This is a genomic window from Terasakiella sp. SH-1, assembly GCF_004564135.1.
Classification (GTDB): domain Bacteria; phylum Pseudomonadota; class Alphaproteobacteria; order Rhodospirillales; family Terasakiellaceae; genus Terasakiella.
In genome coordinates this window covers 1,920,888-1,933,804 of the sequence record NZ_CP038255.1, presented here as the reverse complement: position 1 = coordinate 1,933,804, position 12,917 = coordinate 1,920,888, and the positions used below count along the sequence as shown (strand labels likewise).

12 protein-coding genes are annotated in these 12,917 nt (G+C 49.4%); 7 read left to right on the top strand and 5 right to left on the bottom strand.

Annotated features, from left to right (window positions below; all coding sequences use genetic code 11):
• Window positions 1-9 precede the first annotated feature (9 nt).
• The 5 genes from nadA to E4K71_RS08915 all read left to right on the top strand — a co-directional run bounded on the left by nadA (window position 10) and on the right by E4K71_RS08915 (window position 6,110).
• On the top strand, window positions 10-1,029 hold the full coding sequence (gene nadA, locus E4K71_RS08935) for a quinolinate synthase NadA (RefSeq protein WP_240796777.1): 1,020 nt from the start codon (window positions 10-12) through the stop codon (window positions 1,027-1,029).
• Window positions 1,030-1,043: 14 nt separating this feature from the next.
• Window positions 1,044-2,624: an L-aspartate oxidase gene (locus E4K71_RS08930; RefSeq protein WP_135078760.1), complete on the top strand. Its 1,581-nt coding sequence runs from the start codon at window positions 1,044-1,046 to the stop codon at window positions 2,622-2,624.
• A complete protein-coding gene (gene nadC / locus E4K71_RS08925) occupies window positions 2,606-3,466 on the top strand; it encodes a carboxylating nicotinate-nucleotide diphosphorylase (RefSeq protein ID WP_135078758.1) in 861 nt (286 codons plus the stop codon). Before E4K71_RS08930 ends, nadC begins: the two co-directional genes overlap by 19 nt.
• A gap of 56 nt (window positions 3,467-3,522) precedes the next feature.
• Window positions 3,523-3,831, top strand: coding sequence for a rhodanese-like domain-containing protein (locus tag E4K71_RS08920; protein ID WP_135078756.1), 309 nt, complete (start codon window positions 3,523-3,525; stop codon window positions 3,829-3,831).
• A 182-nt stretch (window positions 3,832-4,013) separates the two neighbouring features.
• Window positions 4,014-6,110 carry a HAMP domain-containing methyl-accepting chemotaxis protein gene (locus tag E4K71_RS08915; RefSeq protein ID WP_135078754.1) on the top strand — a complete coding sequence of 699 codons (2,097 nt, stop codon included), beginning with the start codon at window positions 4,014-4,016 and terminating at the stop codon, window positions 6,108-6,110.
• Window positions 6,111-6,151: 41 nt separating this feature from the next.
• On the opposite strand, the gene E4K71_RS08910 is transcribed toward E4K71_RS08915, so the two are convergent.
• Genes E4K71_RS08910 through E4K71_RS08900 form a run of 3 tightly spaced genes read right to left on the bottom strand, consistent with a single transcriptional unit; the run spans window position 6,152 to window position 8,022 of the window.
• Window positions 6,152-7,177: a low specificity L-threonine aldolase gene (locus E4K71_RS08910; RefSeq protein ID WP_135078752.1), complete on the bottom strand. Its 1,026-nt coding sequence runs from the start codon at window positions 7,175-7,177 to the stop codon at window positions 6,152-6,154.
• Window positions 7,178-7,207: 30 nt separating this feature from the next.
• Complete coding sequence (locus tag E4K71_RS08905; RefSeq protein ID WP_135078750.1) at window positions 7,208-7,597, bottom strand: M67 family metallopeptidase; 390 nt, start codon at window positions 7,595-7,597, stop codon at window positions 7,208-7,210.
• Window positions 7,594-8,022: a hypothetical protein gene (locus E4K71_RS08900; RefSeq protein ID WP_135078748.1), complete on the bottom strand. Its 429-nt coding sequence runs from the start codon at window positions 8,020-8,022 to the stop codon at window positions 7,594-7,596. Before E4K71_RS08900 ends, E4K71_RS08905 begins: the two co-directional genes overlap by 4 nt.
• Before the next feature lie 23 nt (window positions 8,023-8,045).
• Here E4K71_RS08900 and E4K71_RS08895 point away from each other — a divergent pair, with 23 nt between their 5' ends.
• Together E4K71_RS08895 and rpoH are read left to right on the top strand one after the other, a co-directional pair.
• Window positions 8,046-9,011 carry an RluA family pseudouridine synthase gene (locus E4K71_RS08895; protein WP_135078746.1) on the top strand — a complete coding sequence of 322 codons (966 nt, stop codon included), beginning with the start codon at window positions 8,046-8,048 and terminating at the stop codon, window positions 9,009-9,011.
• 128 nt (window positions 9,012-9,139) lie between these two features.
• Window positions 9,140-10,045 carry an RNA polymerase sigma factor RpoH gene (gene rpoH / locus E4K71_RS08890; protein ID WP_135078744.1) on the top strand — a complete coding sequence of 302 codons (906 nt, stop codon included), beginning with the start codon at window positions 9,140-9,142 and terminating at the stop codon, window positions 10,043-10,045.
• Between the two features lie 72 nt (window positions 10,046-10,117).
• Here rpoH and E4K71_RS08885 read toward each other — a convergent pair whose 3' ends face one another.
• Together E4K71_RS08885 and E4K71_RS08880 are read right to left on the bottom strand one after the other, a co-directional pair.
• Window positions 10,118-10,690 carry an acyl-CoA synthetase gene (locus E4K71_RS08885; RefSeq protein ID WP_135078742.1) on the bottom strand — a complete coding sequence of 191 codons (573 nt, stop codon included), beginning with the start codon at window positions 10,688-10,690 and terminating at the stop codon, window positions 10,118-10,120.
• Window positions 10,691-10,702: 12 nt separating this feature from the next.
• On the bottom strand, window positions 10,703-12,766 hold the full coding sequence (locus E4K71_RS08880; protein ID WP_135078740.1) for a protein kinase family protein: 2,064 nt from the start codon (window positions 12,764-12,766) through the stop codon (window positions 10,703-10,705).
• Between the last annotated feature and the right edge of the window lie 151 nt (window positions 12,767-12,917).

Below are 12,917 nucleotides of genomic sequence, written 5' to 3'. Positions count from 1 at the left end.
CAAAGAATTATGAATGTCGCTGTCCAAAAGGCCGTTGAAGAGTTTGAATTTACAGCAGAAGTTGCGGAACGCATGCAACCTGTCTATGAGCGTGTAAAAGAACATATCAGCGCTGAAGAATGGCCTGTCATTGCCCCTTATGTGGATGAAATCCTGCGTCTTAAAAAAGAACGCAATGCGGTGATTCTGGCACATAACTATCAAACACGTGATATTTTCCATTGTGTTTCCGATATTGTGGGCGACTCTTTGGCACTGGCGGTAAAGGCTAAGGAAGTTGATGCCGATGTGATGGTGGTTTGTGGTGTGCATTTTATGGCTGAAACAGCAAAATTGCTGAACCCATCCAAAAAAGTTCTGATCCCTGACCCGGAAGCAGGCTGTTCGCTGGCTGAATCTATCACCGGGGCCGATGTCCAGAAGCTGCGTGAAGATAATCCGGGGGTGCCGATTTGTACCTATGTGAATACATCGGCTGATGTGAAAGCCTATGTGGATATTTGCTGTACATCTGCCAATGCCAAGCAGATTGTGGAATCACTGGATAGTGACAAGGTTTTGTTGATCCCTGATCAGTTCCTGGCAGCCAATGTCGCCAAGACAACAGATGTCGAAATTCTGACATGGGCAGGCCAGTGCGAAGTTCATGAACTTTATAAGAAAGAAGACATCGAACAAATCCGTAAAGACTACCCGGAATGTGTGATTTTGGCCCATCCGGAATGCCCGCCGGATGTTTTGGATGCAGCTGACTTTTCAGGTTCCACAACCGGAATGGCTGATTTTGTAAAAGAGAAAAAACCGGAAATGGCGGCTCTCATTACAGAATGTTCCATGTCGGATAATATTCGTGCCGATTGCCCGGATACGGAATTCATCATGTCTTGTTCCATGTGCCCACACATGAAGAAGATTACATTACAAAAAATCGTTGATTGCCTGCGCGATATGTCCAACGAAGTGTTTGTGGATGAAGCCATTGCCGAACCTGCACGCGCTTCTATTGAAGCGATGATTGACGCGAGCTAAGAAAAGCATTTTTGATGGAACAGATTTCCACAGATGTTCTGATCATCGGGGCGGGTGCCGCAGGTCTTGTCTGCGCGCTTGAACTGGAAGGTCTGGACGTATGCGTTGTTGCAAAGGCCCCCCTTGGGGAAGGTTCCAGCAGTGCCTGGGCGCAAGGCGGTATTGCTGCGGCAATGGGGGAAGATGATCACCCCGAACATCATTTAAAAGATACGTTGGATGTTGGTGTGGAGCTGTCGTGCAAGGATGCTGCACGGGTGATCACCCATGAAGGGCCTGAATTGATTGAGGCTTTGATCCAATGGGGGATGAATTTTGATCGCTGTGATGTCGGCAAGTTGCGACTTGGGCGTGAGGCGGCTCATTCATTTCGTCGTATCTTGCATGCCAATGGGGATAGCACAGGCAAGGAACTGATGCGTGCTTTGGGGCAGGCTTTGATGCGTACGCCCCAAATCAATGTGCTGGAAAACTGCCACGCGTATGAACTGATTGTGGAAAATGCCCGTGTGAAAGGGGCTTTTGCCAAGGATGCTTTAGGCAATGACCTGCAAATTACGGCTGGCGCTGTGGTGATGGCGACAGGGGGGGTGGGTGGTTTGTTTGGCTATACGACCAATCCACAAACAGCCTGCGGTGAAGGGTTAGCTATGGCGGCGCGGGCCGGGGCACGTTTGGCCGATATGGAATTTGTGCAGTTTCATCCCACGGCTATTGATGTGGGGATCAAGCCCATGCCGCTGGCGACAGAAGCCCTGCGTGGCGAGGGGGCTGAACTGCTTGATAGCCGGGGTGTTCGCTTTATGCCAGCTATCCACGATGATGCAGAACTTGCCCCACGCGATGTGGTTGCACGCGCTATTTGGCGACGCACCAAGGCTGGGGAAAAAGTCTATCTGGATGCGACCAAAGCCGTTGGTGCGGCTTTTCCTGATCGTTTCCCAACGGTTTGGGGCTATTGCCGTAATTCTGGGTTAGACCCACGTGAGGAAGCTATTCCTGTGACCCCTGCTGCCCATTACCATATGGGCGGGATTGATGTGGACCTGGACGGGCGCAGCAGCCTGTTTGGCCTTTGGGCTGTTGGCGAAGCGGCCTGCACCGGGGTGCATGGGGCAAATCGTTTAGCCAGTAATTCCTTGTTGGAAGCGATCGTCTTTGGTCGTCGTGTTGCCAAAGATATTTTGATGAAGAATTATAAGGATCCGATTTATACGGACCCTCAACCGACATCTTCAGGGACACGTGATTTAAGCCAGCCGCTGGCAGACCTGCTCTATAAGGCATGTGGTGTTGAGCGCAGTGAAAGTGGGCTTTATGAGGCTTTGGCGCAAATCGTTGACTGGCAAGACCAAAAAGGCAGTTTTACTCCTTCCTTTGCCAATAAGCTGATCGTAGCAAAAATGATAATCGTTTCTGCACTGGAACGCCGCGAAAGTCGCGGGGGGCATTTTAGAAACGATTATCCGCAAACCGATCCCAAACAGGCACGTCGCCATAAAATTACACTTAGAGAAACAGACGCGTTTATTCGCGGCCTTAATCTCGGAACTGATATTCAAGGGGCAGAAAAATCATGTCAGAAGCCGGCGTAAAAGTTGAACCGTTATCACCGATCCTGATTGAACCGGCGGTTCGTGCAGCCTTGGCAGAAGATTTAGGCCGGGGTGGAGACTTAACCACAGATATGGTGATCGACGATGATGCCTGGGTGAAGGCATCCATCAATGCCCGTCAGGTCGGGGCGCTGTCTGGTATTGACTTCGCCGAAATGGCCTTTGACCTGATTGACCCGCGTGTGGATATGGAAGTCTATATTGCCGATGGCGGACGTGTACAGCCCGGTGATACAGTCGCTGTTTTGGAAGGGCCAGCCCGTGTGATCCTGACGGCAGAACGTGTGGCACTGAACTATCTGGGGCATTTATCTGGCATTGCTTCTGAAACGCGCAAGATTGTTGATGCGGTTGCCCATACGGATGTGCGCATTACCTGTACACGTAAGACAACGCCGGGGTTGCGGGCCTTTGAAAAATATGCGGTGCGTTGTGGCGGGGGCTTTAATCACCGTTTTGGTCTGGATGACGGCTTGATGATCAAGGATAACCACATTGCTGCTTGTGGTGGGATTACACAGGCTGTTGAACGTGCCAAAGCCAAAGTCGGCCATATGGTGAAGATCGAACTGGAAGTCGATAACCTGACCCAGCTTGAAGAAGGTCTCAAGGCGGGAGCTGATGTGATCTTGCTGGATAATATGGGGCCGGACCTGTTGAAAGAAGCCGTCAAAATGATTGACGGGCGCGCTGTTGCAGAAGCGTCAGGCGGGGTGACACTGGATACAGCCCCTGCAATTGCAGAAAGCGGGGTCGATGTGATCTCCATTGGCTGGTTGACCCACAGTTCGCCTTGTCTGGATTTGGGGATGGATTTTTAATTGATTTCAGTCCGGCTGCTTATTATATTAGCGCTAACTGATGATTGGAGGGCCTCATGACTGATCTCTTACCCCTTGAAATTGATATTGCAACATTGAAGCAATACCGGGCCGACAGCCATGACCATGTGGTGCTGGATGTCCGTGAGCCTGCGGAAACAGCGGCACAGTCTTTTGACGGGGCTTTGGAAATTCCAATGAATGAGGTTCCGCAAAATCTGGATAAAATCCCGCAGGATAAGACTGTGGTTGTCATGTGCCATCTGGGTGGTCGATCCATGCAGGTGACGGGCTGGCTGCGTCAGCAGGGCTACGATAATACCACGAATTTGCGGGGCGGTATTGACGCCTGGCTGCGTTCCTGACTTGTAAAAACATCTATAAAACGAATGACATAACTGTATTTACGTCATTTTTTATGTGTACATATGTAGATAATTGCTGCAAGGCACCTAATACCTAGTGGTAATTGAATATCCTCCCCCTTTTCCTATATTATTAATTACAAAAAATTATAATTGATAATAAAAATGCTAGGGGACACTATATGTCTTTCATTCAGGATATGAAAATTAAGACAATTGGGCTTGTAATTCCAAGTCTGCTTGCCTTTTTGATGCTGGTAGGGACAGGGGCATCTATGTACCTGCTCAGCTTCATGTCAGACGTATCAGAACGCAATGAACTACAGGATATTATCTCAGGTGTGGAAGATCTGGGGCAAATCCTGACAGCAGCCAGCGTCTTGTATGCTTTGCTTTTGCTGTCACTTCTTCTTTTCTTTATTTGGTTTACACGGGTTCGCCTTCTTGCCCCAATCACGGATATTCGTGATGTGATGACGCAATTGAGCAAAGGCAACAATGAAGTTTCCATTCCACGCACAAAGCAACAAGATGAAATTGGTTCCATGGCCCGCACGTTGGAGGTTTTTAAGACCAATGCCAATGAGCTACGCGGTGTTGAGGTCTTAAAGGCTGAAAAAGACCGTGAAGTTGCGCTTAAACGTGAAATGATGTCTTTGTCAGATGCGTTGGAAGGGGAGGTCAACGGTACGGTTGCTGAGGCTGTACGTCAAAGCCAGACGCTCCAAACAGCGACGCAAGATGCGATTGATGCCACCGGGGATGTGGATGTGCAATCCAATGAAGCTGCGGCATCGGCTGAACAGGCTTCTGAAAATGTGCAGGCTGTAGCTGCAGCGACAGAAGAACTGGCGGCTTCCAGTCGGGAAATTGCAACGCAGATGTCGCGCACAACCTTGATTGCCAGTGATGCTGTGGAACAGTCTTCCCATGCGACCACAACCGTGAATGACCTGTTAACGGCAACGCAAAAAATCGGTGAGATCGTGAATTTGATCAACACCATTGCCGAACAAACCAACCTGTTGGCCCTGAACGCAACTATTGAAGCCTCGCGTGCCGGGGATGCGGGGAAGGGGTTTGCCGTTGTTGCCAGCGAAGTGAAAACGCTGGCTAACCAGACGGCACAGGCCACCGATGAAATTCGCACCCAGATTTATCATGTTCAGGATATGACGGAAGGGGCGGCCAAGTCGATCAAGGGGGTCTCTGATACCATTGATGAGATCAATGCCATTTCTGTCAATATCGCCGGGGCTGTAGAGCAGCAAGAAGCCAGTACACAGGAAATCAGCTCCAACGCCCAAACGGCTGCGGATAACACCCGTGGTGTTTCTGAACGTGTCGGCGTGATTTTGGAAAAATCGGCTCAGGTCAGCAGTGTGACCAATGAGGTGCGGACCTCTTCTGATGAGGTGATGAGCATGTTGCAAGACATGGTTGATCGCTTCAAAATCATTATGGAAAGCTCAGACGTATCTGCGCACCACAAACGTTCACCTGATGCGCGTGAGACTGGTAAGCTGACCCTTCACGGGCAGAGCTTTGGGTATGAAGTACTTAGCCTGACGCAGGAATATGCGGTGATGAAGCTGGATGGCGGAAAGCCAGAAGTGGGACACGAAGTCTCCTTCGATCTTGAAAATGTTGGCTTTCTGTTTGCAACGATTGCCGATGTCGATGGCTCTCAGGTCACGGTGAACTTTGAACTGGATGATTATCTCGCTGTTCGTCTGGGGGATTATCTTTATGGGCATGAAGCTGCTGACCAACCCTTCATTCAGGAAGTGCAGGCGCGTGCCAAACAGATTGAAGACGCGCTGGAGCGTGAAATCAACGCAGGTACAATTCAAATTGAAGACCTGTTTGATGAACAATATGAAGAAATTCCAGGAAGTGATCCCCTGCAACATATGACACGCTTTGTCCCGATTACGGACCGTATCTTTACGCCAATTGCCGAACCGGCTTTGACGTTTGATGATCGTGTTGCGTTCTGTGTAGCAGCAAATCTGGATGGATTTATTCCAACCCATAACAAGGTCTATTCAGAAGAACAAGGCAGTGATCCAGTCTGGAACAATGCCCATTGCCGTAACCGTCGCTTCTTTAAAGATCGCACGTGTTTCTCAGCCGCGCGTAATGAAGAACCTTATTTGTTACAGACTTATCTGCGTGATATGGGTGGGGGTAATGTCGTGATTATGAAAGATGTTTCTGCACCAATTAATGTCAAGGGACGCCATTGGGGTGGCCTGCGACTTGGATATACCATGTAAGTAAAATAAAAGAGCCCTGCTGAGATGACAGGGCTCTTTTTTTATGCGCTTTGAGCGGTTTTTATAAAACCATCTACATCGCTTTCTTCTGTATTGAAGCTGGTGACAAGCCGTATCAGTGGAGAGGCAGAATCATGCCAGCGATAGAAGCTGTAGCCGCCTTTTTCCAAGGTTTGCAATGTGTTTTCAGGTAAGGAAAGAAAGATTTCATTGGCTTCAACCGGGAAATATAGCTCTGCACCTGAAACAGTTTCCAAGCCGCTTTTAAGTCTTTGTGCCATCGCATTGGCATGGCGGGCATTCTTAAGCCAGAGGCTGTTGTTTAAATAAGCATCCCATTGGGCTGCAATAAAACGCATTTTGGAATGGAGGTGGCCGGAACGTTTGCGCTTATAGCCAACATCAGCCCCCAGATCGCGATTGAAAAAGACGATGGCTTCTGCATTCATGGCACCGTTCTTGGTCGCCCCGAAGGAGAGTACATCAATGCCTGCCTTCCAGGTTAGCTCAGCAGGGCTACATTCCAATGTGCATAGGGCATTGGTAAAACGGGCCCCATCCATATGCATATAGAGGCCATATTCCTTGGCGATTGCACTGAGGTGATGGATTTCTGATGGCCCATAGACGGTTCCAGCTTCACTTGCCTGGGAAATACTGAGTGCAGCGGGTTGGGTTTGATGGACATCATCACTGGTGGCCGCCAGTGCGGTTTCAAGTTCACCGGAATGAAGTTTGCCATTAGGTCCGGGCAGGGTGATCAGTTTGGCCCCGCCTGTGAACATTTCCGGTGCGCCGCATTCATCGCAATTGATATGGGCATCCTTATGACAATAGATACTGCCATAAGGTGGTGTCAGGGTACTTAGGGCCAACGCATTGGCAGCGGTACCTGTCCCCGTTAAAAAGACAGTGGTTTCACATTCAAATATATCGTTGAAATGGCGTTCAACCTTGAGAGTGAGGTCATCTTGCCCATAGGGCATGGACGGTCCTTCATTGGCCTTGGCAAGGGCTTCCAGAATATCGGGGGAGACGCCTGCCGTATTGTCGCTACAGAAATTCATCCCGCCCTCCTCTTATTGTGGTTCTTATGGTTATAGCTTAACCTGAATGGGAATCTCTTCAAAGTCCTGATTTACTTCACAAAAGCGAAAAGCCTTGATTTTATCCAGTGTGGTAATGACCCAAAGTAGTTCAGGTTCATAGACCATGGATTTATCGGTTTCTGAGGGGAAGGGGGAACCGTTGGGATGGGAGTGATAAAACCCCATCAGGGCACGTTCCCCACTTTCGCGGATCAGCTCAAAACGGACCTTGGGATCAAGTTCAAAACTTCTGGTCTTATCACCTGTTGTGATATTGGCTGATGGCATCAGGCGTTCGACTGTCTCACCGTCACCGACGATCAGTCCGCAGCATTCTTCTGGATGAGCTTGTCTTGTAAGCTCTAATAAACAGTCAAGGTCTGACTGTTTGATAATCATTGGGCGGGGTGAAGGGAAAGACCGCCCAGTTTTGCCCCCGTATTGATATCCAAAACCATCAGGCGGTTGATACCAGCCTCATTGATCAGGCGCAGAACAAGACGTTGAGAATCCATGTCTGTTTCTACCACTTTATAGCCTGTCGGGATTTCAAGGCGCATATCACCAAAGGCACGCGCCGGAACAGCAGCAACAGGTGCGGGTGTTGTTGTTGGGGTGGTTTTGTCTTCTTTAACCTGCCCAACCAGCGGGACTTCAACCTCTTTTAGGGCTTTTTCCAGTTCCGGGGCTTCCTTGGCAAGGTCAAAAAATTTAAAATCGGGGTTGTCTGCCTTCTGCATTAGGCCGTAAACCAGAGCAACCATACCCAGAATGATTAAAATTCCCATGCCGACTACGGCAGAAACCAGTACTGTTCTTCCCATCTGTTTTACTCTAGCTTGTGATCATGACCGATAAATTTACCATAACCGCCCGTGATGAAGACAAAGGCATTCGACTGGACAAACTTCTTTCTTTTGGTGAAAGCGGCTTGTCGCGTTCGCGCCTGAAATCCCTCATCGAAGAAGGGGCTGTTACGCTGTGTGGCGAGACCATAACCGACCCGTCCCTTCGGGTCAAACCCGGACAGTGTTTTTCTTTCGAAATTCCCGAAGCCAAGGAATATGAGCCCGAAGCCGAAGACATTCCTTTAGAGATTGTTTTTGAAGATGATGATGTCATTGTCCTGAATAAGCCAGCGGGCATGGTGGTGCATCCTGCGGCTGGAAATTATACAGGTACGCTGGTGAACGCCTTGCTGCATCATTGTGGGGACAGCTTATCAGGTGTGGGCGGGGTGAAGCGTCCGGGGATTGTACACCGCCTGGATAAGGAAACCAGCGGGCTGATGGTAGTGGCAAAAAATGACATTGCCCATGTGGCTTTGTCAGAACAGTTTGCCGCCCATTCACTGGAACGGGCTTATCTGGCTGTGGTGTGGGGGATGCCTTCACCAAAAGAGGGGCGCATTGAAGGTAATATTGGCCGTAGTCCGCAGAATCGGAAAAAAATGGCTGTGGTGACAAGGGGCGGTAAAGAGGCAATGACCAATTACGCCCTGGTTCAACCCTTGGGGTCTATGGCGTCTTTGGTGGAATGTCGCCTTGAAACCGGACGGACCCATCAAATCCGGGTGCATATGTCAACGAAGGGACATACGGTCGTTGGGGATGCGCTTTATGGAAAAACACCGACCCGCTTTGTGCGGGCGCTCAGTCCTGAAGAAAGGGCGGAATTTAGCACCTTTAAGCGCCATGCTTTACACGCATATATTATAGGGTTTTTGCACCCGCGAACACAGGAATTCTTACGGTTTGAAAATCAGTTACCAAGGGAAATCAGTAATTTATCTAAAATTTTGAAGAAAATTTAATTTTTATCTATACCTGAGTGCTGTAGTTAGGTACTATAAATGTGAAGGGGATTTCAAAGGAGGGCATCCATGACGGGTGGTTCCGCCGAGCTATCCGTGTAATCCAGATCCGATAGGGGGATTGGCACATGGCGACAAATACCTTAGGACTTACATTTACACCTGAAAGCAATCTTTCACGGTACCTTAGTGAAATTCGACGTTTCCCGATGCTCAGTGTCGAGGAAGAATATAATCTGGCCGTTCGTTGGCGCGAGGCTGAAGATCACGCTTCTGCCCATAAACTCGTCACCAGTCACCTGCGGCTTGTTGCAAAAATTGCTATGGGCTATCGTGGCTACGGCCTGCCTGTTGGCGAACTCATTTCCGAAGGCAATGTGGGAATGATGCAAGCCGTCAAGCGATTTGACCCTGAAAGAGGCTTCCGTCTGGCCACTTATGCAATGTGGTGGATCAGGGCTTCCATTCAGGAATATATCCTGCATTCCTGGTCTTTGGTCAAAATGGGAACCACGGCAGCTCAGAAAAAACTATTCTTCAACCTGCGCAAGCTGAAAGGCCAAATGCAGGCGATTGAAGAAGGGGACTTACACCCGGAACATGTGACGCAGATTGCGGATAAGCTCAACGTTCCAGAAGAAGAAGTCATTCAGATGAACCGCCGTTTGGCGAGTTCTGACCATAGCCTGAATTCAGCTTTGCGCATGGACGGGGATGGTGAATGGATTGACTGGCTGGTTGATGAAACACCCAATCAGGAAAAAGAACTGGCAAAACGCGAAGAGCTGGATAACCGCCGCGTTATGCTGGAAGCCGGGCTTGGTGTGTTAAATGAGCGTGAGCGCCATATCTTGATGGAACGCCGCCTGCAAGAGCGTGCGACCACTCTTGAAGATTTATCCCAGCAATATGGGGTTTCGCGTGAGCGTATCCGCCAAATTGAAGTTCGTGCGTTTGAAAAACTGCAAAAATCAATGAAAAATGCAATGCTTGAACAACGCATGAAAGAAAAGGAAATGCGGGAGCGCTATTAAGCAAGCCCGTTTTTTATGAGTTTACGCCCTAAGTCTGTTTTCCAAGCCGTCCTGAATGAATGATCAGGGCGGTTATTTTTTAGGGGCTTGTGGTGCCTTTGGCTCTCCAGATGGTGGGGCGCCGGGTTCTTTCATCTCGCCGGGAGCAGCGCTACTACCAATTCCATCATCATCGGTGATATCGTCGCCCCATTCTTGCAGCAGTTTTTTCTGGTTGGCACGCAATGTTGAAACGCGGCGTTGGGCAATGAAGGTCAAAATCGTTGTGACAATAGGCGGGGTAACGATAAAGAGAAGCCAGCCCAATCCAGCCAGGCCGTACATGACAAAAAGGGAAAAGACATCGGTCAGTGTGTCGATGGCAACAGACATGCTGTTGCTGCCCATCCAAAGGTCAAGAAGGTAGGGGAACACTCCGGCAAAGTTCATCGCCAGCACACTGATAAAAGCAAAGCGTTGGGGCGAACGATCAATCAAAACCGCCACAAAGGTGGGGAGCATCCCAAAACAGACCAGAACCAAAGAGGCCATGGACACCAGCATCAGGATGACGGCTGCAAAAAGGGCAACCATCCCCAGCAGCATTAATCCGCCGCTGCTGCCACTTCCCGGTTTTTTGGTAACTGTTACTGTTGTTTTTGCCATGACGCTATTGCCTTACCAGAGTTTACCAAAGAATGTCACGGTAATAATTAAAAGAGAAATGACAATCGAGGTCATGGCAGCGGCTTGTTCCCCCATACGGCTGGAATTTTTCTGCATGGATTTTTCGTTGCCTTCGATATCTTTGACCTCAATTTCAGCATCTTCAAATTCTTTGCGTGCCTCGTCAAATTCCATTTGATCCTGTGCACGCTGTTCGGGGTTATCCAGCAGGTTAAACAGGTCGGCAAGGTTGCCTTTGCGGATCAGTTTTGGAACTTCTTTTTCCAATTCTTCGCGGATGGACTTACTGTGATAAGCTTTAATTGCAGGCCCCATATGGGCACCGACCCAGCTGGTAAAGGCCATGAGCGTCCCGGCTTTTGTCCGCCATTGGACAAGGGCTAGAAGGCTGATCATTCCCAAGGTGGCAATATCTTCGCGTTCATCGCCAACGGATTTAAGGTGAGGATCAATATTTTGGTTCAATCGGGCTGCGATAAAGGCCACGATATGACGATCAATCGGTTTTTTCTTTTTATCAATTTTTGCAGAAACCCGTTCCAAGGCAGGCATCAGTTCCTTGATGGTCGTGACGTATTCTTCCAGAATTAAAGGACTTTGGCAGGCAATCGTTGGGTTGGTTTCATAAAGGACCCGTTCTACCCCATAGCCAATTTTGCGTTGCTGGACAAAATCCTGAAGCTGATCAAAGTTCTTTTCAAGGGCAACATGGACTGGGTTATAGAGATCTTGTGCATCAAACCAGGCACGGGGCAGGCCACGTGTGACCAGTTCAATCGGGTTATTGGCATTGCCTTTATGTAAAATCGAATGGGCCAGCGTTGTACCAAAGCCATCCGGCATACACCAGACGTCTTTATATCGGATGGGCAGGGATGGGTCTAAAACAATCCCGATACGGGCGGCCATCACATCTTTATCACCAGCCTGATTTTGCGCCATATGAATGGCGTTTGAGGCCCGCGCCGCCAAATCAGAATCTTCCAAATCTCGCTTGAGCCAGGTTTCTAGCATGTCGTCTTTGACCAGCTTGTCAACCTGACTGGGCATACGGGTGACAGCCAGTGCCAATGTCCGTGTATTGAAATGTTCACGTCCGGCATAATCAATATAGCGTTTGGCCTTTGGGGCTGCTTTTTTCTGGATCGGGGTCAGGCGGCGACCGTTAATCCAGAGATCAAGCTGTTCCAGACTCCAACGTTCACGCTCGTCATCAGAAAGCAGGCCACGCAGACATTCCACCATATTTACCGGAACGGCTTCTTGCCCGACAAGGGTGGCGTAAGAGCCATCAACCATCTTGGCATAGAGAATATCATCATCGGTTCGCAAATGGGGAACCGGGTTGCCCCCGGCAATGGCAAACATGATGGAAACACCCAGGGCATACATATCATCGGCAATGTCGCCGGCCCCCCGTCCTTGTGGTGGGGCGGCCCCGCGTTCCAGTGTTTCAAACAGGATCGGCTGATCATATCCGGAGGGGACGCAGGTACAGTCCCCCAGAACAAGGCGGTCCATTGACCCATCAAGGAAATACAGGTTGGAAGGGCGGATTTGGCGGTGTGTCACCCCACGAGAAGAAAGTTCCATCAACCCATGACAAAGGGGCTCGATAATCTTACGCACCCATTCATGCTGGTTGATTTGGCCCAGGTGATCCAGAAGGCGACCGCCGCCGGGACGTTCATAAATGACGATAACCGTTCGTTGACTGATCGGGGGCCAAAAGACGGTTCCCCATTCAACCAGGTTCATGGAACCACGAATATTGGCCCCTTTAAGAACATCCATAACACCTGTTCTGGCCCCAAGAAAGGGCGGGCAAACAAGGGCAAAGAGTTTGCGTTCGGTATTTCGTTTATCTTCGGCCACATAGGCTTTGGCCGATGGGGTGCTCAGTTCTGCAATCGGAAGGCTGGGGTGAATGGAATAGCGGTCCAGCGCAACAGGTGGAATTGGCTTTGCCTTTTCCTTTGGGGGCTCAGGGGCAGATTGAGCGGCTTCATCGCCCTGCGCCTGAGCTTGTGCATTCTGGTCTTCTTGATCGGCCATTTATGGATCTTTTCTGTATAACGCCCTTGGTCGTAAGTTTTCTTCTACGATTGTGCACATCGTATCAGATATACTAACGAAAATCTTATAGATCATAAAAGATAAACAGTTAAAGGGATGTGAATAAAATATAAAAAATGATCTTATGTGC

Coding starts and splice junctions, on each gene's coding strand:
- nadA (WP_240796777.1), top strand. CDS start 10: ATGAATGTCGCTGTCCAAAAGGCCGTTGAAGAGTTTGAATTTACAGCA.
- E4K71_RS08930 (WP_135078760.1), top strand. CDS start 1,044: ATGGAACAGATTTCCACAGATGTTCTGATCATCGGGGCGGGTGCCGCA.
- nadC (WP_135078758.1), top strand. CDS start 2,606: ATGTCAGAAGCCGGCGTAAAAGTTGAACCGTTATCACCGATCCTGATT.
- E4K71_RS08920 (WP_135078756.1), top strand. CDS start 3,523: ATGACTGATCTCTTACCCCTTGAAATTGATATTGCAACATTGAAGCAA.
- E4K71_RS08915 (WP_135078754.1), top strand. CDS start 4,014: ATGTCTTTCATTCAGGATATGAAAATTAAGACAATTGGGCTTGTAATT.
- E4K71_RS08910 (WP_135078752.1), bottom strand. CDS start 7,177: ATGAATTTCTGTAGCGACAATACGGCAGGCGTCTCCCCCGATATTCTG.
- E4K71_RS08905 (WP_135078750.1), bottom strand. CDS start 7,597: ATGATTATCAAACAGTCAGACCTTGACTGTTTATTAGAGCTTACAAGA.
- E4K71_RS08900 (WP_135078748.1), bottom strand. CDS start 8,022: ATGGGAAGAACAGTACTGGTTTCTGCCGTAGTCGGCATGGGAATTTTA.
- E4K71_RS08895 (WP_135078746.1), top strand. CDS start 8,046: ATGACCGATAAATTTACCATAACCGCCCGTGATGAAGACAAAGGCATT.
- rpoH (WP_135078744.1), top strand. CDS start 9,140: ATGGCGACAAATACCTTAGGACTTACATTTACACCTGAAAGCAATCTT.
- E4K71_RS08885 (WP_135078742.1), bottom strand. CDS start 10,690: ATGGCAAAAACAACAGTAACAGTTACCAAAAAACCGGGAAGTGGCAGC.
- E4K71_RS08880 (WP_135078740.1), bottom strand. CDS start 12,766: ATGGCCGATCAAGAAGACCAGAATGCACAAGCTCAGGCGCAGGGCGAT.